25 protein-coding genes are annotated in these 25,571 nt (G+C 66.0%); 14 read left to right on the top strand and 11 right to left on the bottom strand.

Annotated features, from left to right (window positions below; translation table 11 throughout):
• Positions 1-97 precede the first annotated feature (97 nt).
• On the top strand, positions 98-1,738 hold the full coding sequence (locus AC13F7_RS00985; protein ID WP_481467290.1) for an ABC1 kinase family protein: 1,641 nt from the start codon (positions 98-100) through the stop codon (positions 1,736-1,738).
• Positions 1,739-2,021: 283 nt separating this feature from the next.
• Complete coding sequence (locus AC13F7_RS00980) at positions 2,022-4,124, top strand: phosphoglycerol transferase I (protein ID WP_482998969.1); 2,103 nt, start codon at positions 2,022-2,024, stop codon at positions 4,122-4,124.
• Positions 4,125-4,190: 66 nt separating this feature from the next.
• Here AC13F7_RS00980 and AC13F7_RS00975 read toward each other — a convergent pair whose 3' ends face one another.
• Together AC13F7_RS00975 and AC13F7_RS00970 are read right to left on the bottom strand one after the other, a co-directional pair.
• Complete coding sequence (locus AC13F7_RS00975; RefSeq protein ID WP_482999471.1) at positions 4,191-6,593, bottom strand: DUF3772 domain-containing protein; 2,403 nt, start codon at positions 6,591-6,593, stop codon at positions 4,191-4,193.
• Between the two features lie 127 nt (positions 6,594-6,720).
• Positions 6,721-6,969 carry a hypothetical protein gene (locus AC13F7_RS00970; protein ID WP_346472345.1) on the bottom strand — a complete coding sequence of 83 codons (249 nt, stop codon included), beginning with the start codon at positions 6,967-6,969 and terminating at the stop codon, positions 6,721-6,723.
• Positions 6,970-7,151: 182 nt separating this feature from the next.
• Here AC13F7_RS00970 and AC13F7_RS00965 point away from each other — a divergent pair, with 182 nt between their 5' ends.
• The 3 genes from AC13F7_RS00965 (at position 7,152) to AC13F7_RS00955 (ending at position 9,482) form a co-directional block, all read left to right on the top strand.
• The gene (locus tag AC13F7_RS00965; RefSeq protein WP_481467068.1) at positions 7,152-7,646 is read left to right on the top strand and encodes a lipocalin family protein; all 495 of its coding nucleotides are present in this window, start codon (positions 7,152-7,154) and stop codon (positions 7,644-7,646) included.
• A 7-nt stretch (positions 7,647-7,653) separates the two neighbouring features.
• On the top strand, positions 7,654-8,865 hold the full coding sequence (locus tag AC13F7_RS00960; RefSeq protein WP_482998968.1) for an NAD(P)/FAD-dependent oxidoreductase: 1,212 nt from the start codon (positions 7,654-7,656) through the stop codon (positions 8,863-8,865).
• A gap of 98 nt (positions 8,866-8,963) precedes the next feature.
• Positions 8,964-9,482 (top strand): hypothetical protein, encoded by a 519-nt coding sequence (locus AC13F7_RS00955; RefSeq protein WP_482998967.1) that lies wholly within the window; start codon positions 8,964-8,966, stop codon positions 9,480-9,482.
• Between the two features lie 81 nt (positions 9,483-9,563).
• On the opposite strand, the gene AC13F7_RS00950 is transcribed toward AC13F7_RS00955, so the two are convergent.
• Positions 9,564-9,998 carry a PepSY domain-containing protein gene (locus tag AC13F7_RS00950; protein ID WP_346472341.1) on the bottom strand — a complete coding sequence of 145 codons (435 nt, stop codon included), beginning with the start codon at positions 9,996-9,998 and terminating at the stop codon, positions 9,564-9,566.
• 142 nt (positions 9,999-10,140) lie between these two features.
• On the opposite strand from AC13F7_RS00950, the gene AC13F7_RS00945 reads away from it, so the two are divergent.
• The 3 genes from AC13F7_RS00945 to AC13F7_RS00935 are packed head-to-tail and all read left to right on the top strand — an operon-like array spanning position 10,141 to position 12,424.
• Complete coding sequence (locus tag AC13F7_RS00945) at positions 10,141-10,440, top strand: PepSY domain-containing protein (protein ID WP_121040682.1); 300 nt, start codon at positions 10,141-10,143, stop codon at positions 10,438-10,440.
• Positions 10,440-11,102, top strand: a complete 663-nt coding sequence (locus AC13F7_RS00940) for a response regulator transcription factor (RefSeq protein WP_482998966.1) — start codon at positions 10,440-10,442, stop codon at positions 11,100-11,102. Before AC13F7_RS00945 ends, AC13F7_RS00940 begins: the two co-directional genes overlap by 1 nt.
• On the top strand, positions 11,099-12,424 hold the full coding sequence (locus AC13F7_RS00935; protein WP_482998965.1) for a sensor histidine kinase: 1,326 nt from the start codon (positions 11,099-11,101) through the stop codon (positions 12,422-12,424). The genes AC13F7_RS00940 and AC13F7_RS00935 overlap by 4 nt, the downstream gene beginning before the upstream one ends.
• A 26-nt stretch (positions 12,425-12,450) precedes the next feature.
• Here the strand turns inward: AC13F7_RS00935 and AC13F7_RS00930 are convergent, their stop codons facing one another.
• Entirely contained in the window at positions 12,451-12,774 is a 324-nt protein-coding gene (locus tag AC13F7_RS00930; RefSeq protein ID WP_482998964.1) for a DUF6122 family protein, read from the bottom strand.
• Positions 12,775-12,868: 94 nt separating this feature from the next.
• Positions 12,869-14,758, bottom strand: coding sequence for an arginine decarboxylase (speA, locus tag AC13F7_RS00925; protein ID WP_482998963.1), 1,890 nt, complete (start codon positions 14,756-14,758; stop codon positions 12,869-12,871).
• 192 nt (positions 14,759-14,950) lie between these two features.
• Here speA and speE point away from each other — a divergent pair, with 192 nt between their 5' ends.
• Positions 14,951-15,805: a polyamine aminopropyltransferase gene (gene speE / locus AC13F7_RS00920; RefSeq protein WP_482998962.1), complete on the top strand. Its 855-nt coding sequence runs from the start codon at positions 14,951-14,953 to the stop codon at positions 15,803-15,805.
• Positions 15,806-15,896: 91 nt separating this feature from the next.
• Here the strand turns inward: speE and AC13F7_RS00915 are convergent, their stop codons facing one another.
• Positions 15,897-16,802, bottom strand: coding sequence for an aspartyl/asparaginyl beta-hydroxylase domain-containing protein (locus AC13F7_RS00915; RefSeq protein WP_026070109.1), 906 nt, complete (start codon positions 16,800-16,802; stop codon positions 15,897-15,899).
• A 553-nt stretch (positions 16,803-17,355) separates the two neighbouring features.
• Here AC13F7_RS00915 and AC13F7_RS00910 point away from each other — a divergent pair.
• The gene (locus tag AC13F7_RS00910) at positions 17,356-18,009 is read left to right on the top strand and encodes an RIO1 family regulatory kinase/ATPase domain-containing protein (RefSeq protein ID WP_121040694.1); all 654 of its coding nucleotides are present in this window, start codon (positions 17,356-17,358) and stop codon (positions 18,007-18,009) included.
• Between the two features lie 30 nt (positions 18,010-18,039).
• Here AC13F7_RS00910 and AC13F7_RS00905 read toward each other — a convergent pair whose 3' ends face one another.
• Positions 18,040-18,378 carry a P-II family nitrogen regulator gene (locus tag AC13F7_RS00905; protein ID WP_070472404.1) on the bottom strand — a complete coding sequence of 113 codons (339 nt, stop codon included), beginning with the start codon at positions 18,376-18,378 and terminating at the stop codon, positions 18,040-18,042.
• A 126-nt stretch (positions 18,379-18,504) separates the two neighbouring features.
• On the opposite strand from AC13F7_RS00905, the gene ubiK reads away from it, so the two are divergent.
• Together ubiK and AC13F7_RS00895 are read left to right on the top strand one after the other, a co-directional pair.
• Positions 18,505-18,765, top strand: a complete 261-nt coding sequence (gene ubiK / locus AC13F7_RS00900) for a ubiquinone biosynthesis accessory factor UbiK (RefSeq protein WP_481467050.1) — start codon at positions 18,505-18,507, stop codon at positions 18,763-18,765.
• A 67-nt stretch (positions 18,766-18,832) separates the two neighbouring features.
• A complete protein-coding gene (locus AC13F7_RS00895; RefSeq protein WP_482998961.1) occupies positions 18,833-19,237 on the top strand; it encodes a hypothetical protein in 405 nt (134 codons plus the stop codon).
• 9 nt (positions 19,238-19,246) lie between these two features.
• On the opposite strand, the gene yidA is transcribed toward AC13F7_RS00895, so the two are convergent.
• Positions 19,247-20,086: a sugar-phosphatase gene (gene yidA, locus AC13F7_RS00890; protein WP_482998960.1), complete on the bottom strand. Its 840-nt coding sequence runs from the start codon at positions 20,084-20,086 to the stop codon at positions 19,247-19,249.
• A gap of 158 nt (positions 20,087-20,244) precedes the next feature.
• Here yidA and AC13F7_RS00885 point away from each other — a divergent pair, with 158 nt between their 5' ends.
• Positions 20,245-21,747 carry a YifB family Mg chelatase-like AAA ATPase gene (locus AC13F7_RS00885; protein WP_482998959.1) on the top strand — a complete coding sequence of 501 codons (1,503 nt, stop codon included), beginning with the start codon at positions 20,245-20,247 and terminating at the stop codon, positions 21,745-21,747.
• A 31-nt stretch (positions 21,748-21,778) separates the two neighbouring features.
• On the opposite strand, the gene AC13F7_RS00880 is transcribed toward AC13F7_RS00885, so the two are convergent.
• Positions 21,779-22,729: a glutathione S-transferase family protein gene (locus tag AC13F7_RS00880; protein ID WP_482999470.1), complete on the bottom strand. Its 951-nt coding sequence runs from the start codon at positions 22,727-22,729 to the stop codon at positions 21,779-21,781.
• Positions 22,730-22,925: 196 nt separating this feature from the next.
• On the opposite strand from AC13F7_RS00880, the gene AC13F7_RS00875 reads away from it, so the two are divergent.
• The gene (locus AC13F7_RS00875) at positions 22,926-23,597 is read left to right on the top strand and encodes a VOC family protein (RefSeq protein WP_482998958.1); all 672 of its coding nucleotides are present in this window, start codon (positions 22,926-22,928) and stop codon (positions 23,595-23,597) included.
• 65 nt (positions 23,598-23,662) lie between these two features.
• On the opposite strand, the gene AC13F7_RS00870 is transcribed toward AC13F7_RS00875, so the two are convergent.
• Both AC13F7_RS00870 and AC13F7_RS00865 read right to left on the bottom strand, forming a co-directional pair.
• A complete protein-coding gene (locus tag AC13F7_RS00870) occupies positions 23,663-23,806 on the bottom strand; it encodes a hypothetical protein (protein WP_019185247.1) in 144 nt (47 codons plus the stop codon).
• Between the two features lie 267 nt (positions 23,807-24,073).
• On the bottom strand, positions 24,074-25,465 hold the full coding sequence (locus AC13F7_RS00865) for a short-chain fatty acid transporter (protein WP_481467285.1): 1,392 nt from the start codon (positions 25,463-25,465) through the stop codon (positions 24,074-24,076).
• Positions 25,466-25,571 lie beyond the last annotated feature (106 nt).

Here is a 25,571-nt window from a genome sequence, read left to right as displayed (position 1 = left end):
CCACCGACACCCGGCCACACTGCCGGTGATCGTCGCCCCGGAGTCCTGCTTGAATACCACGCCCGTCGTTCCCGGTTCGCCGTCGCTGGTCAAGGGCATGAACCGCCGCAGCCAGATCCTGCGCCTGCTGTTGCGCTACCGTAATTCCGGCGTGTTTTCCGGCATGAACCTGGACGCACGCGCGGTCCACGATGTGCCGCCGGACGGGAACCCGGAACAGTTCGTCACCGATCTGGAATCGCTGGGGCCGACCTTCGTCAAACTGGGCCAGATGCTTTCCACCCGCCCGGACATGGTGCCGGTGGAATTCGCCACGGCGCTGGAGCGCATGCAGGAGAAGGTCGCGCCGATCCCCGTCGAGCGCATCTCGGCCATCATCGAACAGGAGCTCGGCGCTTCGGTCTCCAAGCTGTTCGCCAGCTTTGATCCGGTCCCGCTGGGCTGCGCCTCGATCGCCCAGGTCCACCGCGCCGAACTGCATGACGGGCGTCAGGTGGCGGTCAAGGTGCAGAAGCCGGAGGTCGCCGCACAGCTGCGCTCGGACCTGGAGGTGCTGCGCAGCTTCGCGCTGGCCGCGGATCACCTTACCCAAGTGGGCCGCCGCGTGCGCCTGCGCGACTGGCTCAATGAGTTCGCCAAGACACTGATGCAGGAGCTGGACTACCAGGCCGAAGCGGAGAACCTGCAGCGCTTCGGCCAGCACCTCAAGCCGTTCAAGCCGCTGTGGGTGCCACAGCCGGTCTGGGACTACTGCAGCCATCGCGTGCTGACCATGGAGCTGGCACAAGGCGTGCGGGTGGACATGATCCCCGACGTGCGCCGCACCGAGCAGCCGATGGCCCCGCTCGCCGCTGCGCTGATCCGGGGGTATGTGGACCAGATCTTCGTGCATGGTGAGATCCATGCCGACCCCCATCCGGGAAACCTGCGCGTGACACCGGCGGGTCGCTTGGCGATCTTCGACCTGGGCATGGTCGCGCACATGCCCCCTCGGCTGCGCGAGCGGCTGCTCAAACTGCTGTTCGCGGCAGTGGATGGACGCGGCGAGGAAGTCGCCGATGAGATCATCGGGATCAGTACGCGGCTGGAGTTCTTCGATGAGGAACGGTATCTGCGTGAGACAGGGCAGATCATCGCGCGCTATGCCGCCAACAGCAGCTTCTCCGAGGGCCGCGTGGTGCTGGACCTGGTGCGCATCGCCACCGCCAGCGGCCTGCGTACCCCGCCGGAGCTGAGCCTGCTCGGCAAGGCGCTGCTGAATCTGGAAACCGTCTGCCGACTGCTGTCGCCGGACCTGGATACGCGCCGCATCGTGGAGAAACAGCTGCAGCACGTGATGCGCGCACGCCTGAAGAAGTCACTGTCCAAAGCCAATCTGGCCAGCGAAGCGATGGAGATCCAACAGCTGCTGCGCGATGGGCCGCGCAAGATGACCGACATCCTCGCGCTGCTCGCCGAGAACCGCCTGCAGATGAAAGTCACCGGGCTGGAAGAATCACGCCTGATGGAGAACCTGCAGAAGATCGCCAACCGCGTCTCTGCCGGCATCGTCACTGCTGCACTGATACTCGCCGCGGCGATGATGATGAAAGTCGATACCGGCTGGCATCTGTTCGGCTATCCAGCCATCGCATTCACCTTGATGTTGATTGGTGTGTTCCTCGGCCTGGGCATCATCCTCAGTGCGCTGATCTTTGATCGCCGTGCGCGCTCGAAGGAAGAACGCGGGCACCGTTGACGCGCTCACCACGCGCGTCGCGCATTCAAGCACAACGAAAACGACGGGACGCAGAACGCGTGACGCAGTGCATCGCGCGTGCTTCTTCACGCGCGTTTTACGTCGCATATCGCAGTGCGATGCGTGATCAAGTATGTCGTTTTCAACAAACATTTCAGTCAGGTTCGTGCAGGCATGATCCAGTCATCGGCTTGTCATGCATGTGTGGTTGAGACAGCCGGTCGGATGGGAACTGCGTCGTCATGACGTCCATCACCACCTGTCTCCACTGCCAAAAGTGCTTATGCTCTGGATCCTGCTGCTGTCACTGTTGCTGCTCACCTGGCTGTTCCTCGCATCTGACAAATGGGTGTGGTGGAAGGCAAGCCTGATGTCATTGCTGCTGCTGACGCTCAGCGCATGGTGGTTGATCAACAAGTTGTCCGGTGACGGTCTCAATGCAGCCACGCTGTACCACCTCGGCGCGGACATGGAAGGCGCCGGTGTCGCCGACTTCAAACAGTACATCGCCGGCTTCATCGCGCTGGCCCTCGTCTCGCTCACCCCCTTGCTGCTGGCGCGCCTGCGTCCTCGGCGCCGCCCCGCGCATGGCAAGGCGGTGTTTGCCGGCTTCATGGCCATGTGGTTCGTCGCCATCGTGGTGAGCCCGCTGTACACCGATGCCCAGCGTCTGTACCAGCAGATGCGCCCGGTGGACTACAGCATGGTCAAGGCCGAATACCGCGTGCCGACGCAGCCGCTGACCAAGCCGCGCAACATCGTGTGGATCTACGGCGAAAGCCTGGAGCGCACCTATCTCAATGAAGAAACCTTCCCGGACCTGATGCCCAACATCAACCGGCTGGCCGCGCAGTCGCTGGACGTGCGCGGGCTGGTCTCGGCAGAAGGCGGTGGCTGGACCATCGCCGGCCTGGTCTCCTCGATGTGCGGTGTGCCGCTGACCACCGCCAAGGAAGACGAAAACAGCATGGGCCGCATGGGCAGCTTCCTGCCAGAAGCGGTCTGCCTGGGCGACTACCTCAAGCAGCAGGGCTACACCAATCACTACCTGGGCGGGGCCAACGGCCAGTTCGCCGGCAAGGGCCAGTTCCTGGCCACGCATGGCTTCGATACCGTTGACGACCTGGCCTGGTTCAAGCAGCAGAAGATCACCCGCGCGCATTTCTCGCCGTGGGGCGTGCATGACGATGTGCTGCTGGACAAGGCATACGACCGCTTCGTGCAGCTCTCGCGCAAGGGCGAGCCGTTCATGCTCACCACGCTGACCATGGACACCCATCATCCTGCGGGTCACCTGCCGGTAGCCTGCAAGGGCACCCGCTACAAGAGCGAGCACGGCAACATCGGCATGCTCAATGCGCTCAAGTGCACCGACGGGCTGATCGCCAAGCTGGTCGACCGCATCCAGGCCAGCCCGTATGGCGAAGACACCTTGATCGTGATCGCCTCCGATCACCTGGCCATGCCGAACGATCTCAGCCACATCCTGGCCAAGCAGGACCGCGAGAACCTGCTGCTGTTCCTGGGCAAGGACATCGCCCCGCGCCAGCTGACCGCGCCGGCCGGTTCGACGCTGGATTCGGGCGCCACCCTGTTGAGCCTGATCGATCCGGCCATCGATTCGATCGGCTTCGGCCGCTCGCTGCTGCATCCGGAGCGCTCGGACAGTGCCAGTGCCGCCGTGTTCCGTGACAACGGCAAGGACTATCCGCGTTACCTGGCGTTCTCGCGCTCGCTGTGGCTGGGCGACAAGACCCGCCAGCTGCGCATCGATGACGACAACCAGGTGGTGATCGGCCTGCAGCATGTGCAGCCGCCGGTGCTGCTGGAGTACGACAAGCACTGGGACCTGAAATCGGTCTACCTGGAGAACACCTCCAAGCAGTTCGATCTGGCCGATCCGTCCAATACGCTGGCCTACGTGGATCGCTGCACCGCGTTCGAAGACGGCTCGGCCGATGGTGACTGGTGCGCGATGCTGGTCAACCAGGACAAGGGCATCAAGCTGTTCCGCGATGACCAGCTGCGCGGTGGCGTGGCGGTGGACGGCCCACTGGATCCGTTCAACGGCCCGCGCCCGAGCATCCGCCAAGCGCACATGATCACCCACAAAGGCCGCCGCACCCGCGCCGGTCAGTACATGGTGCAACTGGTGACCAAGCAGTCACCGGACCGCGGTTTCTGGATCGAAGCGGTGTCCTCGCAGCGCAAGGTGGTGGTCGCCCAGCAGTGGGTACAGCCCGATGCCGACGGCCGCGTCAACCTGAGCTTTGGTCTGGACCACGAGGTCGATGATCTGGAAGTGCGCGCCTGGTTGAACCACGCCGAGAAGCTCGCCGTGGATACCTTCGCGCTGGTGCCGTCGCGCCGCGGCAACCGCGGCTGACCCGGCCCCCCCCCGGCCGACATCGGGGGCTGTCGACGGTCGGTATCCATCCGTCGTCGGTTGCGCTTACGCGTGCGGGTCAGGCGCCGCCGGATCACGCACGAGATGGATGTCGGTGGGCGAGGACAGCGCAATCCCGGCCTCGGCGAACGTCTGCAGCACCGTGAAGTACAGCTCGCTGCGCGCGCCGTACACCGCCCGCGGGCCTGACACGTAGGCGAAGCTGTTGATCGCGATCTGGCCATTGGCGATCGAGTCGATGAACACCGACGGCGCCGGATCGCTGAGCACGCCCGGGTGCTCGGTGTAGGCATCCAGCAGGATCTGGCGCAACGCGGCCACATCGGTGTTCAACGGCACCGAGAACTGGATCTGGATCCGGCCCTGCGCGTTGCCCATCGTCATGTTGCGGATGGTCTTGGTGATCAGCTCGGAGTTGGGCACGATCAAGGTGGACTTGTCGCCCACCTGGATTTCCGTCGAGCGCACGCTGATGCGCTTGATATCGCCTTCCTGGTCGCCCAGCTTGACCCAGTCGCCGATCTTCACTGGCCGCTCGGCCAGCAGAATCAGGCCCGAGACGAAGTTCTGGGTGATCGCCTGCAGACCGAAACCGATACCCACCGACAGCGCGCTGACCACCAGTGCCAGCTTTTCCAGGCCAATCCCCAGCGCGGTGACGCCCCACAGCACCGCGGCGATGATGCCGAGATAGCGGGTGACGGTGCTGATCGAGTTGCGCGCACCAGCATCGAGCTCGGTCTTGGGCAGGTAGGTGTCGCTCAGCCAGCGCTGGAAGGTCTGCATCACCGCCCACACGACCAGGAACACCAGCACCGCATACAGCACGCCCCCCGGCCTGAGCGTGGTCTCACCGATCTTCAGGCCGCCGGACAACGAGTCCAGCCCGCCCAGGAAGGCGTTGAGGTTGCCGAACGGCGCGGCCAGCATCAGCACGCCCAGCAGGATCACCGCGACCCGCAGCACGGCCGAGAGCAGGACGCCGGCCTGCTCCACCCGTGACTCGCTGAGCCCGGTGGTCAATACGATGGTCTGCCCGGCACGGCTGCTGGGCGCGAGCATCCAGGTGGCCAGGTCATCGGCGAACTTGAGCAGCAGCGAGACCGCCATGAACACCACCGCGACCCAGACCAGCTGCTGGGCCACGAACAGGGCGAAGTTGAGGTACCCCAGCAGGGTGGCGATCACTGCCGCGGCCACGGCGATGTGGCCGACCAGACGCGCCAGCACGATCCAGCCACTGCGGCGTGGCGCCCCCCGCACCTTGCCATCGCCACCGGCGCGGGGATCGGCACGTGCTTCGGCTTCGGCGGCTTCGGCTGCCTGGCGGTTGTGCATGCGTGCCAGCGAAGTCAGGATCGCGATGATCAGCCCCATGTAGGTCAGCGCCATCAACCCATCGGCGGCCACCGTGGTCACCTCGCTGGTGCGGGCGGCACGGTCGAGGGCGACCAGCATGATGCTCAGCCAGGTCAGGCCGGCCGCGCCCCAGGCGTACTTCCGCAGCCGCAACGCCGCGCTGTCATCCAGCGACAGCAGCCGCCACGATGGCCGCTTGGGGACCAGCAGGCAGGCACTGAGCGCGGCGATGAAGGCCGCCACGAAGGTGGCCACCTCGAAGGTCTCGGCCACCTGCTGCAGGCGCGGGGGGATCGCGCCGATCGCATCCAGCGATTCCACCAGGGCCACTGCCGCCAGCCCCGGCAACAACGTGCCGACCAGCAGCAGCCACACCGCCAGGCCAGAGCGGCGCAGGCGTCCATCGGGTGCGCGCTCGGAGGCGGCAAAGCGACGTCCCAGCGCGCGCAGCCACAGGCGCAACAGGAAGAACATCACCAGTGCGACCGCCAGCCCGATCAAGGGCGCGTTCCAGCCATGCCTGGCAATGGCGTTGCGGGCGGCGTCTTCGCCCAGGCGGTAGAGGATGACCAGGCGATGCACATCGTCCGGCACGTCCTTGGCGAAGCTGCGCCACAGCGACGGTGACAGCGGTGAGGCGACCTTGCGGCTCAGCTGTTCGCTGAACTGGGTGACCCGCATCTTCTCGATGCGTTCGCCCAGTTGCCTGGCATCCACGGAAAGGAGCTTGGCGCGGGCGATCTGCGCGGTGATGTCGGCCTTCTGCTGGTTCAGCGCCTTGCGCTGCCGGCTCACCTCGGCTGGTTCGATGGTGCCCTCGGCGACCTGGCCAAGCTGCTCAAGCCGGGCATCCACCTGCTGAAGCTGCGGGTCCAAGGCACTCTGCAGGCCGTCGGCATCACGCTGGACGGCCAAGGCGCGGTCGGAGAGCGCCTTCAGTGTTTCCGTGGTGCCCGCATCTTCCAGCGCGTCGCTGGTGGCGCGGAGCGCTTTTTCGGCCTGGACCAGCTGCTTGGCGGGATCCGGGGCCGGATCCGAGGCCTGCCCGAGGGCGAGCGGCGCGGCACCCAGCCAGGCGAACAACAGCAGCCACGACAAGGACCGCACCACAAACGAAGAATGACGAAGCGACACGCCAGCACCAACGGTTCGCGCGGACCACCGCGCCTGCCCGCGACTATAAACCGGCCCCTGTTCAGAACAGGTATGTGGGCGCTCAGTACTTCAGGCGGAGCTCTTCGACCTGCGGCTGCAGGCGGGCATACCAGTCCTGGAATTCTTCTTCGGTGATCTCTTCGGGCGCATACACCGCGATTTCGTCCCAGGCGTGATCGGTCGGCAGTGGCTGCCGCGGACCGGCGCGCAGGGTGTAGGTCACGCCCTCATGGTCGACCACATCGTCGGCCGTCTCGCGCTGCTGGCGGGCAACGCCGGTTTCGCTCTTGAGCAGAATCACCTGGTACATCCGCATCTCCATCGCTCTTGAAAGAAGCGCCAATGGCGCTGCGGCCCAGCATAGCGCTGTGACCTAAAGCGGGACATGACGCGACCACAACGGACTGTCTCGACGCCGAACTCGCCCCGGCTTCACCCGGCCGTGGCAGCAGCCCCGGCATCGTGGGATCGCACTCCCACCAGCCGTTGCCCATGACCCCACATCCCGACCTGAAAACCGTTCCCGACCTCAAGCTGCCGCGTTACCTGGGCACCTGGTACGAGATCGCCCGCCTGCCGATGAAGCATGAGCCGGAAGGCTGCACGGATGTGTCCGCGCACTACAGCCTGAAGGACAACGGCCACGTCGCCGTGGTCAACCGCTGCCGCATGGGCGATGAGATCGAGGAAGCCGACGGCGAAGCCTGCCCCGTGGACAACGACACCGCGCGGCTGGAGATCAGCTTCCTGCCCAAGGGCCTGCGCTGGCTGCCGTTCACCAAGGGCGACTACTGGGTGATCCAGATCGCCCCGGATTACAGCGTTTCGCTGGTCGGCAGCCCGGACCGCAAATTCCTCTGGTTGCTGTCGCGTACGCCCACGCTGGACCGCACCACCCAGGAGCACTACCTGGCGCAGGCGCGGCTGCAGGGTTTCGACCTGACCGAACTGATCCAGACCCCGCACACCGGCCACCCGACCGCCTGAGGCTTCCATGGATCTGAAGAGCGGGTACCCGTTCTGGGCCGTGCGCAACGGCCTGATGCATGCGTTTCCGCCGCTGGAGAAGGATCTCAACTGCGAGGTGCTGGTGGTTGGCGGCGGCATCAGTGGCGCGCTGATCGCGGACGAACTCTGCGCGCACGGCCATGACGTGGCGCTGATCGAACAGCGCGACATCGGCTGGGGCAGCACCGCGGCCAGTACTGCGCTGCTGCAATATGAGATCGACACCCATCTGATCGACCTGGCCCAACGCTATGGCGAGGACGCGGCCGTGCAGGCTTACCAGGCCTGTGCCGAGGCGATCCCGGCCATCTGCGAGGTGGCCGCGCCGTTCCGCGATGTGGACTGCCACCGCATGGCCAGCCTGTACTACGCGAGCAAGCGCGGGCACCAGGCGGTACTGGCCGAAGAATGCGCGCTGCGTGCCAGGCACGGCTTCGATGTGCGCTGGCTGGAGAGCGAGGCGGTCGAGGCCGGGTACGGCATCCGCGCTCCGGGCGCCATCCTCAGCGCGCTGGCGGCACGCATCGATCCGTACCGGCTCACCTATCGCCTGCTGATGCGGCTGCACAAACGCGGCTGCGGGGTCTACGACCGTACCGTGCTCGATACACTCACCCCGACCCCGCGCGGCGTGACCGCCACCACCCTGGGCGGCGCCCGCATCCGTGCCCGCCATGTGGTGCTGGCCACCGGCTACGCCGGGCAGCGCTGGTTGAAGCCCTCGGTGGCCCGCAACCGCAGCAGCTACGCCTTCATCACCGATCCGATTCATCCGGACCTGCTCGGGCCGCTGCGCGAGACCATGGCGTGGGAATCGGCGCGTCCGTATCTCTATCTCCGAAGCACCGGCGACAATCGGCTGTTGATCGGCGGCGAGGATGATGCCATCGATCTCCCGGCCCGGCGCGACCGGCGGGTGGAGAGCAAGACCGCCACGCTGCTCAAGAAGACCGCCAAACTGTTCCCGCACCTGCCGCTGCAACCGGCCTTCTCATGGGGCGGCACCTTCGCCGAGACCCACGATGGCCTGCCGTTCTTCGGCCCGCATCCACAGTGGGGACCACGAGTGCTGTTCGCGATGGCCTACGGCGGCAACGGGATCACCTACTCCATGATCGGGGCCGGGCTGCTGCGCGCGGGCATCGAGCGGCGCCGGCATCCGCTGGCGGAGCTGTTCGGATTCGGCCGGTTGCGCTGAGTTCCCCTTGCAACGCGCGCCATGACAGGCATCATTCAAACTACGGCTGCTAGCGTCAGCGCTGTCGGCCGTCCTGCCTGTCTGCTCCGGAGCCTCTCATGATCCGCCTGCTTCCCCTGCTGCTGTGCCTGTCCCTGCCCGGTGTGGCGCTGGCCCAGTCGGCCGCAGGCGCAACTGGCCCGCAGTCGTCGACCGGGCTGGATCTGAGCATTCCCGATGCGCCCATGCAGTACCTGGGCGATCAGTCGCTGCGCGGGGATCCGCCGGGCACGTTCTACGGTGACCGTACCGGCCGGCGATCCACTGACCGGGCCGCCAACGGCATCGCCCACGTGACCGACGACAAGCTGCGGGTGAACGGCAGCCTGACCACCGGCATCGGCTACTCGGAGAATTTCGGCAATACCCACTACAACGCCGCCGAGCTCAACCTGAGCAAGAACTACACCAGTGACGAGGGCAACACCCGCAACGTCAACATCAACATCCGGGTGAGCGAAGGCAAGGGCCCTGGCTTCTACGGCCCTTATGGTGGGTACGGTTATGACGGCTTCGATGGTTACCGCGGTGGCTACGGCCGCGGCCCGGGCTACTGGGATTACCCCTCGCGCTGGTAAGCGCGGCATCTCTCAAGCACACACGCGGACGGCCGGGGAAACCCGGCCGTTCGTGCATCCAGCGCGCGCTGGCGAGTGGGATCAATCCCACCAGCCGTCGCGCTTGCTGGCCAGCACACGGCCATCGTGACCGCTCATGCGCACTTCCACGCGCTGGTTGCGGGCATTTCGCGCATCCAGCGTCCACGTCGCGCCATCGCGCTCAAGGGAGTCGATCTGCTTCAGACCGGCCTTGCCCGCCAGCGCCAGGATCTGACCGGCGTCCAGCACGGCGCGGCCATCGCGCGGATCGAAGATCTCGCCCTTGGTGTCATCGATGATCACTTCATCGACAGTGCCGTCCTTGCGGGTCACGTCCGCCTCCCACACACCATCGTCGTGCTCCAGCTCATGCACCTGGGTGTAGCCGGCGGCGCTCAGCTTGGCCTGCACCTGTGCAGCGGACAGGTTGGCGGCAAAGGCCGGAGTAGCGAACAGGGCGGCGGCCAGGGCGGTAGCGGCAATCATCGTCTTCATGGGAATCCTTGAGGGGGGCACCGGTCCATTCCGGCACCGCCAGTCTGGCCGCCGCGCCTAACCGGACCATGAGGGCGACTGTTAGATACTGTTTAGACAGCCCCGGTATACCGGTGCCCTGCCCTTCCCCCTGCGTGCCCGCATGTCTGCCCTGTCCCTGATGCTGCCCCTGCTGTTGACCCTTGCCCCGCAGGACCCGATGCGGGTCCTCGACGGTGGCAGCCGCCAGCAGGACAGCGTGCGCCAGGCGGTGCGGCAGGGACGCTTCGTACCGCTGGAACAGGTGGTTGCCGATGCATTGCGGCGTTATCCGGGCAAGCTGATCGAGGTAGAACTGGATGACGGAAAATACGAGGTCGAGATCCTTGGCCCGGACGGGGTGGTGATGGAGCTGGATTACGATGCCGCCACCGGCCGCCTGCTGAAAATGGAAAAAGACTGATGCTCGTGCTGCTCGCCGAAGATGACGCCCTGCTCGCCAGCCGGTTGCAGACGCTGCTGGAAGAGGCCGGCTACGTGGTCATCCACAGTGCGGAGGGGCGGGATGCCGAGTACCAGGGCCAGATCGAGGACATCGCCGCCGCCGTGGTCGATCTGGGCCTGCCGGGCCTGGACGGGCTGAGCGTGATCGAACGCTGGCGTCAGGCCGGGCGCGACTTCCCGGTGCTGGTGCTGACCGCCCGCGCTCGCTGGCACGACAAACTGGCCGGCTTCGATGCCGGCGCCGATGATTATCTGACCAAGCCGTTCCAGCCCGAAGAGCTGCTGTTGCGCCTGCGCGCGCTGATCCGCCGCAGCGCCGGCCACGCGCATCCGCGCCTGCAGTGCGGCCCACTGGTGCTGGACGTCAACGCCGGCCGCTTCGAGCTGGACGGCGCGCCGCTGGCGCTCAGCGCGCAGGAGCACCGCATCCTCAGCTACTTCATGCATCACCCCGATACCGTGTTGAGCCGCTCGCGGCTGGGCGAGAACGTCTACGAAGACGGCTTCGATCCAGACTCCAACACGCTCGATGTACTGATCGGCCGCATCCGCCGCAAGCTCGGCAGCGAACTGATCCACACCCACCGCGGCCAGGGTTTCCGCCTGTCGGCGACGCCATGACCACCGGTTCGCTGCGCACCCGCCTGCTGGTCGCCGGTGGCCTGGGCCTGGTGCTGGTGTCGGCCTTGGCGACCTGGTGGCTGGGCGCGATGTTCGAGCGTTCAGCGCGGACCGCGATGGATGAGCGCCTGGGCAACGATCTGATCGCGGTATTGGCACTGGCCGAAAGCGATGCCAACGGCCAGCTGCAGTGGCGCGACACCCTGGCTGACGAGCGCTATCGCCGCGTGTTCTCCGGCGACTACTGGCAGGTGCTGGACCCGCAGGGGCGCCCGCTCGGGCAGTCGCGCTCGCTGTGGGATGACGCGCTGGCCGCACCGACCTCGCTGCCACCGGGGCCGGCACAGGCCTTTGATGCGCCTGGCCCGCTGCAGCAATCCCTGCGCGTGCTGGCCCAGCAGGTCCGCCTGCCCCGCGCCGCCACGCCGGTGATCGTGATGGTCGCTACCGACCGCAGCCCGCTGGATGCCCAGGTCGCCAGTTTCCGGCAGCGCACCGCGATCGCCCTGGCGGTACTGATCGCCGTGTGGTTCGGCGTGCTGGTGACCCAGGTGCATTACGGCCTGCGCCCCCTGGCCGAGCTGGGCCGCATTGCCGGGCAGGTCCGCAACGGCGAGAACGTGCGCTTCCCGCAGCAGGGCCTGGTCAAGGAGGTCGCGCCGCTGGCCGGCCAGCTCAACGCGCTGCTGGACCATCATCAGCGCATGGTGGTGCGCGCACGCCGCAGCGCCGAAGACCTCGCGCACGCGTTGAAGACGCCGCTGACCGTGCTCACCACCGAAGCCGAGGGCGACGGCAGCGATTGGCGTCAGACCCTGCGCAGCGAAACCGCGCGCATGCAGGCCAGCATTGATCGTTACCTCGCTGCAGGGCTGGGCGCCGACAGCCAGCAGCGCGCGCCGGTCGCGCCGGTGGTGAGCGCGCTGTGCGGGCTGATGCAGCGCGTGCATGCCGTGCGTGGGCTGCGTTTTGCGTGCGACAGCAACACCGCGGGTGTGTTCGCCGGTGCGCGCGAGGATCTGGAAGAGATGCTGGGCAACCTGCTCGACAACGCGGGCAAGTGGGCCGCTCATGCGGTGCGCGTGGAGGTGACCGCGCTCGGTGGTCAGCTGCGGATCACCGTGGCCGATGACGGCCCCGGGCTGCCCGCCGAACAGCTGCAGCGCGTGCTGGAACGCGGCGTGCGCCTGGATGAGCGCGCGTCGGGAAGTGGGCTGGGCTTGTCGATCGTGGCGGACGTCGCCGAGAGTTATGGCGGCACGCTGGTGCTGGCCAATGCCGCGCCAGGGTTGCAGGCGACGTTGACGTTGCCGGCGGGGTGAGCACGTCATCCACGCATGGCGTGGACCTACCGGCCAGCGTGCATCCACCAGCAATCAATGGCATCCAGCACGATGTGGAGGATCAGACCGATGCCGAACAGCCGCGTCTTCCTCGGTATACACAGCCCCGCATACACCGCGATCGCCGGTGCGGTGTGCAGCGGATGGAAGCCGATGCTGCAGCGGTTCGGGGCGTAGATCGGGTCGGCCAGCAGGTGGTCCAGATCGATGATCCAGCCCAGCAGCATCAGTACCCAGGCGGACATGAACCGTTTGCGCCAGAACATCCACGCCAGCAACGCGGGCACGGCCGCATGCAGGAACAGATGAAAGATCGCGCGCGCGCTCATGCGGGCTCCGGGTGCTTTGCAAAGACGGCCGGGCAGTGCCCGGCGTTACAGGCGGCCGGGTGCGGCCCGAAGGCCGTCACCCGTCGCCACTGGCTTACGCCAGCGGTTCGTCGGACAGGTAGGTGTAACCGGTCAGACCGGCTTCCAGTGCCTCGGACAGTTCCTGCGCGCGCTCGGGCGAAAGCTTCGCCGCCGCCACGCGCTCGGCGTAGCTGGCGCGCAGATCGGCCAGGCTGTAACCCACGTAATCCAGCATCACATCGGTGGTATCACCTCGGCGTTGCTGTGTGATCGCGTAGCCATCGGCGTCGGCCAGCACTTCCACCGCGTCGGTATCGCCGAACAGGTTGTGGATGTCGCCGAGGATTTCCTGGTACGCACCGACCATGAAGAACGCGATGCGGTAGCTCTCACCGGACTTCAGCGCATGCAGCGGCAGCGAGGTGTCCAGGCTCTCGTTCTCGACGTAGGTTTTCACCATGCCGTCCGAATCGCAGGTCATGTCCGCGATGATGCCGCGGCGCTCGGGCTGCTCGTTCAGGCGCTCGATCGGCACGATCGGGAACACCTGGTCGATCGCCCAGGCATCCGGGATCGATTCGAACACGCTGAAGTTGACGAAGTACTTGTCGACCAGGCGCTCGTTCAACTCATCCAGCGCCGGGCGATGGCTCTTTTCGTCATAGCTCAGGCGTGCGCGCACGGCATGGGCGATGGCGTAGAACAGGTCGTCGATGCGGGCCCGCTGCGGCAGATCGATCTGGCCCAGCGCATAGCTGGCAAGGCCTTCGGCGTGGAAGTGCTGCGCTTCCTGGAACAGCTCCACCGCCGGGCGCTCATCGAGCTCGGCGTGGATCTCGCGCAGGTGGCGGATCGCCGCCGGCTCGTCGTCGTGCTGGTCCGGCACGCGGCCTTCCTGCGCCTCTTCCACTTCGGAGACGTTGGCGATCAGCACCGCGTGGTGCGCGGTCATCGCACGGCCGCACTCGGTGACGATACGCGGCGGGGTCAGGCCGTGTTCTTCGCACGCATTGGCCAGCGGCTGCACGATGTTGCTGGCGTAGGAGTTCAGGCCGTAATTGATCGAGCAGAAGCTGCGCGAGCGGGTGCCTTCGTAATCCACGCCCAAGCCACCGCCGACGTCCACATGGGTGATCTTCGCGCCCAGGTGCGAGAGCTCCACGAAGTAGCGGGTGGCTTCGCGCATGCCATTGGCGATGTCGCGCACGTTGGAGATCTGCGAGCCCATGTGGAAATGCAGCAGGCTCAGGCAGTCGGCGTATTCGGTATCGCGCAGCGACTTCCACAGGTCCAGCAGCTGGCGCGGCGAGAGGCCGAACTTGGCCTTGTCGCCGCCGCTGTTCTGCCACTTGCCCGCGCCCAGCGAGGCCAGGCGCATGCGCACGCCCAGGCCCGGCTTGACGTCCAGCGCCTTGGATTCCTCCAGCACCAGCTTCAGCTCGGAGGGCTTTTCGATGACGATGAAGGTCTGCAGGCCCAGCTTGCGGCCGATCAGGGCCAGGCGGATGTACTCGCGGTCCTTGTAGCCATTGCAGACAATCAGCCCGCCCGGGCGCGAAAGCGCCAGCACGGCCATCAGCTCGGGCTTGCTGCCCGCTTCCAGGCCGAAGCCCTCGCCGTGGTGGCTGGCCAGGGTCCCGGCCACGCCACGGTGCTGGTTGACCTTGATCGGGTACACGGCGGTGTAGCCGCCCGGGTACTCCCAATCGGCCTGGGCCTGCGCGAACGCGGCCTGCAGCTTGCCCAGGCGCTGGCCCAGAATGTCCGGGAAGCGCACCAGCAGCGGCAGCTTGGCACCGGCCTCGCGGGCGGCGTCCACGATCCTGGGCAAGGACACCACCGGGCCGTCCTGGCCAGTCGGTCTCACCACCATGTGTCCTGCCTGATCCACGTCGAAGTAGCCATCCGCCCAATGCGGAATCGAGTAGGTCTTGCGGGCTTGGTCGAGGGACCAATCGGTCATTTCAGTGGGCCTGGTTGGTAAAAAAGGGGGTGCATGATAACGCCTATGTGGCGACAGCTCCGTTATCATGCGCGCCCGCGCCCGTGCTCAGGCTTGAAACCTGAACGGGCCAACCCGTCCGGACGTGGCTTGCGCCACGCGGCACCGCCGCCAGCCCGGCTCCAACACCCTTCCGAACAGGACTGCTGCTCCATGACTGACAACAACAACTGGTACATCGAACACTTCGAGCGCACCGGCTCGGCCATCGGCTACCGCCTGACCGGCAAGCTGGATGAAGTGCAGTCGCCGTTCCAGAAGATCGAGATCTTCGCGACCACCGATTGGGGCAACCTGATGACCATCGATGGCGCCATCATGCTGACCAGCAAGGACAACTTCTTCTATCACGAGATGATCAGCCACCCGGTGCTGTTCACCCATGCCGCGCCCAAGCGCGTGGTGATCATCGGTGGCGGCGACTGCGGCACCCTGCGCGAGGTGCTCAAGCACCCGGGCGTGGAGAGCGTGACCCAGTGCGACATCGATGAGCAGGTCACCGTGATGGCCCGCAAGCACTTCCCGGAACTGTGCGATTCCAACGACGACCCGCGCGCCGAGCTGATGTTCGACGACGGCGTGGCCTACATGGCCAACTGCCCGGCCGGCAGCGTGGACGTGGTGATCGTGGATTCGACCGACCCGGTCGGCCCGGGCGAAGGGCTGTTCAACAAGGCGTTCTACGAGAGCTGCTTCAAGGCCCTGAAGGACGACGGCATCCTGGTGCAGCAGTCCGAATCGCCGCTGATGCAGCTGGACCTGATCAACGAAATGCGCACCGAGATGGGCAAGGCCGGCTTCGGTTCGTTCAAGACCCTGCCGTTCCCGCAGCCGTGCTACCCGACCGGCTGGTGGAGCGTGACCCTGGCCCGCAAGGGCGAGAGCAGCTTCGATTTCCGCCAGGCCGATTCGGCTGGCAAGTCGTTCGATACGCTGTACTACACCGCCGCGCTGCACACCGGTGTGCTGGTGACCCCGCCGTTCGTGGCTTCAGCCCTGAAGGGCTGATCGAAGGCGTGCCGACCAACGGTCGGCACCTACCGGTATGTGATGCGACAACAAACAACCCGCGCTGGCAGCAGCGCGGGTTGTTTGTTACTCAGATCGCCCAGATCCCGGCGATCACCGCCACCACCAGGCCCCACTTGATCACCTGGTAGGCAACCACGCTGCGCTCGCGCAGGGCTTTGGCCTTCAGGCGCACCTTGTAGACACTGCCGAAAGCCTTGTTGACGCCACCGGTCGGGTCACCCGGCAGGTTCGGCGAGGCACCACCGGCCAGCAGCGTGGAGGCCACCGCGCGGTTGAACAGGCCCGGCAGGCCAAAGCGCAGCGGGCGCGCGATATCGCAGAACAGGATCACGCGATCATCCGGCGTCTCGTTGTGCGCGTGGTGGATGTAGGTCTCGTCGAACATCATCCACTCGCCATCGCGCCAGCTCTTCTTGATGCCATCCACTTCGATGTAGCAGGCGTCATCATTCGGCGTGGCCAGGCCCAAGTGCAGGCGCAACGAGCCGGCGAAGGGATCGCGGTGCGGGCGCAGTTCGCTGCCGGAGGGCAGCTGGGCGAACATCGCCGCACGCACGTCCGGCAGCGACTCCAGCAGCGCGGTGGTCTTCGGGCACAGCGCCTTGGCCGAGGGGTGCGAGGGGCCGTACCACTTCAGGTAGAAGCGCTTCCAGCCGCGGCGGAAGAACGAGTTGAAGCCCGCATCGTTGAAGGTGCTGGAGGCGGCGATCTTGTCGGCATCGCGCAGGGCCAGCGCTTCGTCGCGGATCATCTGCCAGTTCTGGCGCAGCGGCTCGAGCTGCGGGAATTCCTTGCCGGGGTCCAGGAACGGCGTGGTCGGTACCTTCGAGAACGCGTACATGATCACGTTGATCGGGGCCATGAAGCTGGAGTGGTCCAGCAGCTGGCGCGACCAGCGCGCACGGACTTTGCCGCGGTAGTGGATGTACAGCACGCAGGCAATGAACAGCCCTGCCAGCACAATCTTGATCATCAGTCTTCCTCCGGCATGGCCGGACCCGAAATGGTGGGGGCGATGCGCGGAAGCGACCGGCATCGAAAGGGCGGCAGAGGGCGGGGACGTGCCGGGGAGGGGCGGCCGCCGATGTCGCGAGCAACAGCATATGGTCGGCAGCGCCCGCGTCGCGGTCAAGCATGAGGTGAGCGACGTTCAGCGCGGCGTGGCGGACCGGGCCACCCCAGCAGAAGCCTGCGGCGCTCGCCTGTGATGGGAACAGACGAGCGCGCGGAGCCCCTGAGGGTTCACCGAATGGCTCCCTGCACGGGGCGCACGGCAGTCATGCCTGCCCTGCACTCTCCAGACGTAGCCACCAACCCGCTGATTGAAAACGAAATTATTCCAAACGATACAAGATTGTCCGCTTCAGCGTGACGAACTGTTCCACGCCGGGCCACGACATTTTTCCGACATCGTCTGGATTCGTGTACTGGCGAGTACTAAAATTAACGAAATCTTTAGTTCCCCACCGTAAGCAGCACCGGTACGCCTGACGCATTGCGCCGACCGCCGGGTCGCACAGACCCCTATGAACACAATTGTTGCCCCGTGTGTCGATGACACCGCCCCCGCCGAGCTGCTCAAGCGCGGTGAACGCCTCCTGGAACCCGACGTCTACCGGACCTGCCTCAACGGCCAGCCCGCGGTGGTCAAGGATTACACCCGGTATCGCGGCACCCCGCTGTCGCCGATCGCCCGCCTGCTGGTCCGCCGCGAAGCGCGCATCCTGCAGCGCCTGAGCGGCTGGAAGCACGCCCCGGCCCTGCTCGGCACCATCGGCGGCCTCGCGCTGGGCATGGAGTTCATTCCCGGCCAGACCCTGAGCGCGGCCCAGTCGGTCGGCATCGAGGTCTTCGAGCAACTGCAGTACGCCCTGACCCGCCTGCACGCCGCCGGCATCACCCACAACGACCTGCACGGCACCAACGTGATGGTCAGCGGCGGGGTGCCGGTGCTGGTGGACTTCACCTCGGCCTGGCGCAGCCCGCGCTGGCTGCCGGTACACCCGGTCTCACGCCAGCTGCGCCGCAGCGACATGAAGAACCTGTTGAAGATGCGTCAGCGCCTGACCGGCGAGCGCCCCAGCGCCTCCGAGGCGGCCCAGGTGGCCGACCCGCGCTGGGTGGCCGGGGTACGCGTGGCCTGGAAGCGCTTCTACCGCTGGTTCAAGGGCCACGCCTGATCGCGGGCGCCCTCGGGAAGCCGGCGCGCGTTACAGCGCGTCGGCGTCCAGCTCACCGGTGCGGATGCGCACCACGCTGCCCAGGTCGTACACGAAGACCTTGCCGTCACCGATCTTGCCGGTGCCGGCGGCTTTGACGATGGCTTCCACCACCTCTTCGACCTGATTGTCGACGACGGCCACTTCAATCTTCACCTTGGGCAGGAAATCGACCACATACTCCGCCCCGCGGTACAGCTCGGTGTGGCCTTTCTGCCGCCCGAAGCCCTTGACCTCGGTGACCGTGATCCCGGTGACGCCGCGCTCGGCCAGCGCTTCGCGCACGTCGTCGAGCTTGAACGGCTTGACCACCGCCATGACCATCTTCATCCGTCTGCACTCCTTTCTTTCAGGCTGCGAGGATAACGCCTGTCCGCCGGTGAACGCGATGCGCGCGGTCAGTGCCGCCGGCAGCGGGGCGGCTTATCCTTAGCGTATACCCCGCGGAGCCGCAGCATGATCGACCTCAACCACCTCGATGACCTCGCCCGCCGCCTGAGCGACATGGTCCCACCGGGCCTGCGCCAGTCGCGCGAAGAACTGCAGGCCACCTTCAAGACCGCGCTGCAGGCCGGGCTGGGCAAGCTGGACCTGGTGACCCGCGAGGAGTTCGACGTGCAGCGTGCCGTGCTGCTGCGCACCCGCGAGAAGCTGGAGACGCTGGAGAAGGCGGTGGCCGAGCTGGAAGCGCGTGGGGCGGCTGCGCCCCGCGAGTGAGGCAACGCCAGGATCTGCGGAGGCTGCAGCGGCTGCCCTCCATCCACGATGCGACAAGGATGTCTGAATGAGTGAACAAGGTTCCCAGATGCTGGCTATCGCCGGTGCCTGCCTCGCGGCGGTGATCGTCGCACTGTGCCTTATGCGGTTCATGCGCATTGACGGTGTGTGCTCGCGCAACGCCTACCGCATCGTGTTCTCCGGGTTGGCTGCCCTGCTCGCACCGACATTGATTGTCGCAGGCCATGGTGTTCTGCCTGCTCCATTCATCGCCTGCATACCTGTCCTGGCGTTCAACCTGACGTCCATCAGCGAACTGAAGCTGGGTGCGCTCGGCCTGCTCGCCATCGGCGCAGGCAAGGGTACCGGGGAGATGTGGGTCTTCACCCTGCCGACCCTGCTGGTGTTTGCACTGATGATGGCCTTACCTTGGTCCCGCGCAAAGCCGCGCTGCAGCGGCGCAGGCGATTAACGCGCACGATTACACGTCCTGCAGCACGAACCGCTCGATCGCCAGCGCCACGCCATCTTCGGCGTTGGTCGCCGTCTCGAAGCGCGCCGTCTGCTTCACCGCCGGAATCGCGTTGCCCATGGCGACGCTGGTGCCGGCGAACTGCAGCATGGTCAGGTCGTTCTCCTGGTCGCCGACCGCCATCACGTTGGCGCGGTCCACGCCCAGATGCGCGGCCAGCTTCTCCAGGCTCGGGCCCTTGCCGGCGCGGTGATCGAATACTTCCAGGAAGAACGGCGCGCTCTTGAGCACCGCGAAGCGATCGGTCAGTTCCGACGGCAGGCGCTGGATGGCGGCATCCAGCACGGCCGGCTCATCGATCATCATCAGCTTGATGAACTGCATGGCCGGGTCCATGTCCGCCACCCGGCGATACGACAGTGGCACATTCGACAGGTGCGAATCGGCCACGGTGTAGTGGCTGATGTCCTGGTTGGGCGTGTACATGCGCCGGCCATCGAGCGCCTGGAAGTGGATGCCCAGCTCGCGTGAGATACGCTCGCAGAAAACGAAATCCTCGAAGCTCAGTGGAAATTCGATGACGTGCTGGCCGCTGCCGATGTTCTGCACCACCGCGCCATTGCAGGCGATGCAGTAGTCCTGCTCGCCCTCGATCCCCAACTGCTGCAGGAACGGCGCCATCCCCGACACCGGGCGGCCGCTGGCCAGCACTACCTGCACGCCCTGCGCGCGGGCGCGGGCGATGGCCTGCATCACCCGGGGCGTGAGCGTGTGCGCGGGATCGAGCAGGGTCCCGTCCATATCGATGGCGACCAGTTCGATCGGGCCGGAGCGGTGGTGCATATCCATGGTGTTCGACGGCGTAGTACGTGGGGGTATCCAGTCTAGCGGCAGTGCCGTATACGGGGAGGTGCTTGCCTACCCCATGGCGCGGCAAGCGCCTATGGGCTGGGCTCTCCATGTGCTGCCATTGTGCTCGGCATGCCGCAGACCCCGGAAACAACCGCATGAGCCTTGCGCTGGTGCACAGCCGTGCCCGTGCCGGTGTCAAAGCGCCCGCCGTGCGGATCGAGGTATTCCTCTCAGGTGGGCTGCCGCATACCCAGATCGTGGGGCTGCCGGCCGCCGCCGTACGGGAATCGCGTGACCGCGTACGTGCCGCGCTGATCTGCGCGCGGTTCGAGTTTCCGCAGCGGCGCATCACCATCAACCTGGCCCCGGCCGATCTGCCCAAGGAGGGCGGGCGATTCGATCTGGCCATCGCGCTGGGCATCCTCGCCGCCAGCGGTCAGATCGATGCGCAGTCCTTGGACAAGTACGAGTTTCTGGGCGAATTGGCCCTGACCGGCGAACTGCGCGGGGTCGACGGCGTTCTGCCTGCCGCGATCGCTGCCGCCCGGGACGGCCGCAGCCTCATCGTCGCCGCCGCGAACAGCGAAGAAGCCGCGCTGGCCCAGCATGCCGACGTACGCATCGCCCGCACCCTGCTGGAAGTCTGCAGCGCCCTTGAGAGCGGTACGCTGCCGCCCGCCGTGGCGGCTGACCCACTGCCGGTCAGCATTCCCGACCTGCGCGACGTGCGCGGCCAGCTACAGGCCCGCCGGGCGCTGGAGGTCGCGGCGGCCGGCGGTCATCACCTGTTGCTGCTCGGCACGCCCGGCTGCGGCAAGACGTTGCTGGCCTCGCGCCTGCCCAGCATCCTGCCGGCGGCCAGCGAGCGTGAGGCACTGGAAGCGGCCACCATCGCGTCGTGCAGCGGCCAGGGCATTGATGCGGGGCGCTGGAGAGAGCGGCCCTACCGAGCCCCACACCACACGGCCAGCGCCGTCGCGCTGATTGGCGGTGGGTCGCATCCGCGCCCTGGCGAGATTTCGCTGGCGCACAACGGCGTGCTGTTTCTGGACGAGCTGCCCGAGTGGAGCCGGCACGCGCTGGAGGTCATGCGCGAGCCGATCGAATCCGGGGTTGCCGTCGTCAGCCGCGCTGCGCGTACCGAGCGTTTTCCTGCGCGGTTTCAGCTCGTTGCGGCGATGAACCCCTGCCCCTGTGGCTGGGCCGGGGATCGCAGCGGGCGCTGTCTCTGCAGCGAGGAGGTCATCCGTCGCTACCGGGGCCGGGTTTCCGGGCCGTTGATGGATCGCATCGATCTGCATGTGGAAGTCCCTCGACTGGACCCGCGCGAGCTGCGGGATGACGCGCCGCTCGGCGAGGACAGCGCGAGTGTCCGCGCCCGTGTTGTCGCCGCGCGGGAGGTGCAGCTGTTACGCAGTGGGAAGGCGAATGCACAGCTGCTGCCGTTCGAGCTGAGCGAGCATTGCCGGTTGTCACCGGAGGATCAGCAGCTGCTGGAGGATGCTGTGGAACGGTTGCAGCTGTCGGCGCGCTCGATGCATCGCATCCTGCGGGTGGCGCGGACGTTGGCGGATCTGGGGCATGCGGAGGAGATCAAGACCGCGCATGTGGCGGAGGCGATCGGGTATCGGCAGTTGGATCGGGGTGGTAGCGGGTGAGGCAATGCGCTGTGCCAACCGGAACGCTACGTCAGTAAGCCCGCTCCGGTCCCACCGGCACGATCCCCGACGGATTGAGATGCCGATGGCTCTCGTAATAGTGGTGCTTGATGTGCTGGAAGTTCACCGTATCCGCCACCCCGGGAATCGCCATCATCCGCGCCACGAACGCATGCAGGCCAGCGAAGTCCGCAATACGCCGCACGTTGCACTTGAAGTGCACGTAGTACACCGAATCAAAGCGGATCAGGGTGGTGAACAAGCGGATATCGGCTTCGGTCATGGCATCGCCCACCAGCCACTCGCGTTGCTGAAGGCGTGCGTCCAACCAGCTGAGTGAGTCGAACAACGGACCAACAGCCTCTTCATAGGCCTTCTGGGTTGAGGCAAAGCCTGCCTGGTACACACCGTTGTTGACGGTGGCATAGACGCGTTCGTTGATCGCGTCGATCTCAGCACGCAGCGCTGCCGGATAGAAATCACCGGCTTTCGCACCCAACCCGTCATAGGCAGTGTTGAACATCCGGATGATGTCCGCCGATTCATTGCTGACGATCCTCCCGCGCTCGCGATCCCAGAGCACCGGAACGGTCACCTTGCCGGTCATTCCCGGCTTGGCGGCGGCATACAGTTCATGCAGGTAGCGTGCACCGCGTTCGGGCTCCGGCGTCACCTGCGGGCCGGGCTCAAAGTTCCACCCCGGCTCGCCCATGTGCCAGTTGACCACCGACACCGGCACCAGATCTTCCAAGCCCTTCAGCCCGCGCACGATCAACGTGCGATGTGCCCACGGGCAGGCGAGACTTACATACAGGCGGAACCGCCCAGGCGCCGCTTTGACACCAGGCTCGCCATTCGGGCCAGCACTGCCGTCGGCGCTCAACCAATCGCGGAAGGTGGATTCCTCGCGCTTGAAATGACCGTCCTTGTCAGCGGCACCCGCGGTGCCTTCCTGCCATGTTCCCTCGACCAGCATGCCCATCGCGGGAGGACTCCTCTGATAGTGGTGTGTGGTGCGCCGGTGGTGCGTCCCGGCATCGATATATCGTTGTAGCAAATGCGGCAGCAATGCCCGGTGATGGGTGACCGCGATCGGCTTGTGGTGCATCGGGTTCATCACTGAGACACACGCATCTGCGGCAGAATGTCGACGTATCAATGTGGAGACTTAGACCACCATGCGCATCCACCAGATCGACCTTCCCGTGTCCGATGTCCCCGCCACTGTGGCCTACTTCCGCGATGAGCTTCAGCTGCCGGTAGACGACGCCGCCGTGCGCATCGGCTGGAGCACCCTGCAGCTGCAACCCGCAGGATCGAATCCGGTCGGCGGTGTGCACCTGGCGTTCAACGTCCCGGCCAATCGCTTCGAAGTGGCCACCGACTGGCTCAAAGCACGCGCCACTCTGCAGCGCGATCTGAAAGGCCATGATCACTTTACGTTCGATGGTCGCTGGGATTCGGAGTCGATCTATTTCACCGGCCCGGACGGTCTGATCCTGGAGTTGATCGCGCGTCGGCGCTTGCCTGCCGGCGAGCGCCAGGGCGAATTCCAGGGCAGCGAGATGACCTGCATCAGCGAAGTCGGCCTGCCCGCTGAAGACGTGGGCGAGGTGCAGGCAAAAGCACAGAACGCCTTCGGGCTGGCGCCGTTGTCACAGCCGACGCCGCACTTCGCACCACTCGGCGATGACGAAGGCCTGTTGATCGTGGTCGATGCCACGCGCCGCTGGTTCCCCGAGCAGAAGGTGCTGCCGAATGCGCGCGGCCTCCGCGTCGTGCTGCATGACGTCATGCCTGGCGCGGTGGTCGAAGACGACGCACTGGGCTGGCACCTGCGCTCGGCCTGAGCAGGCCGCAGACGAACGAAGCCCCGCCGTAGCGGGGCTTCAGTTCACACAACAGCCCGCTGGGCTCACTCTTCCTCGTCCTGCTGGCCGCCCTGCTGCTGGTTCTGGTTGCGCTGCTGCTGTTCCTGCTGCTGTTGCTGCTGCTGGCCGCGACCACCTTCCTGCTGCTCACCGCGCTGATTCGGGTTCTGCTGGTTCTGCTGAGCCATCTCGATTCTCCGGTTGCCGCAAACGGAATGTCGCGGTCGGGGCCATCCTCTGCAGCGCGAGGTTAACGACGTGTGGGGGTTTGTGTACGAATTCGTCAACGTCTCCAAGCCAGCGTTTTCTGCAGGTGCAAACCCCATGTCGCAGTAGGCGTTGCCCTGCATATGAACGGTTCGAATTCCCTTATTCCACTGCCTTGCAAACCCCTCGACGCGCCACTGAACAGGGCATCGTTGAGCCTGCGAGTGCAGATGACGCGCAGATGACGATCACGGCATCACCGGCGGCACGTAGGTCAGCGTCATGCCGAGCAGCCACAGCAGGCCGAGCACCAGCGGGATGTGCACCAGCAGCTGGATGAAGGTGAAGCCGACGATGTCACGCGCCTTCAACCCAAGCACACCCAGCAGCGGCAGCATCCAGAATGGGTTGATCAGGTTCGGCAGCGCCTCGGCGGCGTTGTAGACCTGCACCGCCCAGCCCAGATGGGCCTTGAGTTCGTTGGCCGCCTGCATCACGTACGGCGCTTCAATGATCCACTTGCCACCACCGGAGGGCACGAAGAAGCCGAGCACCGCCGAGTAGACGCCCATCACCAGCGCGAAGGTGTCGGTGGTGGCGATGTGCACGAACAGCGTGGACAAGCGATGGGCGAGAGTCTCATCGCCACTGCCGGTGGCGTGGGTGAGGATCATCGCGATGCCGCCATACAGCGGGAACTGGATCAGCACACCGGTGGTGCTGGGGACGGCCTTGGCCACCGCGTTGAGGAAGCTGCGCGGGCGCCAGTGCAGCAGCAGTCCGAGCGAGATGAACAGGAAGTTGTAGGTGTTGAGGTTGGCGATGGCGGTGACCACCGGCTTGCTGGCGAACTCGCCGAACAGCCAGCCGAACGCGAGCAGCGAGAGCAGCACGGTCAGCAGCGGGCTGTACTCCAGCCACTCACCGGGGCGGGTACGTGGCTGCAGCGGCTCGGCCTCGGCACGGGCGGCACCTTCGAAGTCCTTGGCGGTGCGCGCGGTGGCCGCGCCAGGCGCGGTCAGCCAAGCGATCAGCAGCGACACCAGGATCAACGCGGATGTCAGCGCGATCGACTGCCACAGGAAGATGGTCTCGGTGAAAGGCAGCACGCCGGTGATTTCCACCAGGCCGGGCGGCATGCTGGCCGGGTTGGCCTGCAACTGGGCGGCCGAGGAGCTCAGGCCCATCGCCCAGACCGCGCCGAGGCCGAGGTACGCCGAGGCACCGGCGGCGCGGTAGTCCATGTTGAGTGATTCACGACGGGCCAGCGCGCGCACCAGCAGCCCGCCGAACACCAGCGAGAAGCCCCAGCTGAGCAGCGAGGCGAGCATGCTGATCAGCCCGACATAGACCACCGCGCCACGGCCGGTCTTGGGGACGCGGGCCAGCAGATCGATGAAGCGCGCCACGATCGGCGCGGTCGCCACCGCATAGCCGCCGATCACCACGAACGCCATCTGCATGGTGAAGGGAATCAGGCTCCAGAAGCCTTCACCGAATGCCGTGGCGGTGGCCTGCGGGGTCGCACCGAAGCCCATCGCGGCGGCCGCGACGATGACTACGCCGAGTACCGCGAACACGTAGGCGTCAGGGAACCATTTTTCCGCCCAGGCCGCCGAGCGCAGTGCCGCGCGCGCCATCCAGCCGTCCTGCACCACCGTCGACGTATTCATGGCCCCGCCCTCCCCGATCATTCAATGGGAGCGATTCTGGGCGTTGGGAACAGCGCTGTCAGTCGCCTAATGG

It is taken from the genome of Stenotrophomonas sp. K-6, from assembly GCF_056861555.1.
This window is presented reverse-complemented; position numbering and strand designations above follow the sequence as displayed.

Coding starts and splice junctions, on each gene's coding strand:
- AC13F7_RS00985 (WP_481467290.1), top strand. CDS start 98: ATGAACCGCCGCAGCCAGATCCTGCGCCTGCTGTTGCGCTACCGTAAT.
- AC13F7_RS00905 (WP_070472404.1), bottom strand. CDS start 18,378: ATGAAGATGGTCATGGCGGTGGTCAAGCCGTTCAAGCTCGACGACGTG.
- AC13F7_RS00915 (WP_026070109.1), bottom strand. CDS start 16,802: ATGATCAAGATTGTGCTGGCAGGGCTGTTCATTGCCTGCGTGCTGTAC.
- AC13F7_RS00910 (WP_121040694.1), top strand. CDS start 17,356: ATGAACACAATTGTTGCCCCGTGTGTCGATGACACCGCCCCCGCCGAG.
- AC13F7_RS00875 (WP_482998958.1), top strand. CDS start 22,926: ATGCGCATCCACCAGATCGACCTTCCCGTGTCCGATGTCCCCGCCACT.
- speE (WP_482998962.1), top strand. CDS start 14,951: ATGACTGACAACAACAACTGGTACATCGAACACTTCGAGCGCACCGGC.
- AC13F7_RS00895 (WP_482998961.1), top strand. CDS start 18,833: ATGAGTGAACAAGGTTCCCAGATGCTGGCTATCGCCGGTGCCTGCCTC.
- AC13F7_RS00865 (WP_481467285.1), bottom strand. CDS start 25,465: ATGGCGCGCGCGGCACTGCGCTCGGCGGCCTGGGCGGAAAAATGGTTC.
- AC13F7_RS00940 (WP_482998966.1), top strand. CDS start 10,440: ATGCTCGTGCTGCTCGCCGAAGATGACGCCCTGCTCGCCAGCCGGTTG.
- AC13F7_RS00945 (WP_121040682.1), top strand. CDS start 10,141: ATGTCTGCCCTGTCCCTGATGCTGCCCCTGCTGTTGACCCTTGCCCCG.
- AC13F7_RS00880 (WP_482999470.1), bottom strand. CDS start 22,729: ATGGGCATGCTGGTCGAGGGAACATGGCAGGAAGGCACCGCGGGTGCC.
- yidA (WP_482998960.1), bottom strand. CDS start 20,086: ATGGATATGCACCACCGCTCCGGCCCGATCGAACTGGTCGCCATCGAT.
- AC13F7_RS00965 (WP_481467068.1), top strand. CDS start 7,152: ATGACCCCACATCCCGACCTGAAAACCGTTCCCGACCTCAAGCTGCCG.
- AC13F7_RS00870 (WP_019185247.1), bottom strand. CDS start 23,806: ATGGCTCAGCAGAACCAGCAGAACCCGAATCAGCGCGGTGAGCAGCAG.
- AC13F7_RS00960 (WP_482998968.1), top strand. CDS start 7,654: ATGGATCTGAAGAGCGGGTACCCGTTCTGGGCCGTGCGCAACGGCCTG.
- ubiK (WP_481467050.1), top strand. CDS start 18,505: ATGATCGACCTCAACCACCTCGATGACCTCGCCCGCCGCCTGAGCGAC.
- AC13F7_RS00955 (WP_482998967.1), top strand. CDS start 8,964: ATGATCCGCCTGCTTCCCCTGCTGCTGTGCCTGTCCCTGCCCGGTGTG.
- AC13F7_RS00935 (WP_482998965.1), top strand. CDS start 11,099: ATGACCACCGGTTCGCTGCGCACCCGCCTGCTGGTCGCCGGTGGCCTG.
- AC13F7_RS00930 (WP_482998964.1), bottom strand. CDS start 12,774: ATGAGCGCGCGCGCGATCTTTCATCTGTTCCTGCATGCGGCCGTGCCC.
- AC13F7_RS00950 (WP_346472341.1), bottom strand. CDS start 9,998: ATGAAGACGATGATTGCCGCTACCGCCCTGGCCGCCGCCCTGTTCGCT.
- speA (WP_482998963.1), bottom strand. CDS start 14,758: ATGACCGATTGGTCCCTCGACCAAGCCCGCAAGACCTACTCGATTCCG.
- AC13F7_RS00970 (WP_346472345.1), bottom strand. CDS start 6,969: ATGTACCAGGTGATTCTGCTCAAGAGCGAAACCGGCGTTGCCCGCCAG.
- AC13F7_RS00885 (WP_482998959.1), top strand. CDS start 20,245: ATGAGCCTTGCGCTGGTGCACAGCCGTGCCCGTGCCGGTGTCAAAGCG.
- AC13F7_RS00980 (WP_482998969.1), top strand. CDS start 2,022: ATGCTCTGGATCCTGCTGCTGTCACTGTTGCTGCTCACCTGGCTGTTC.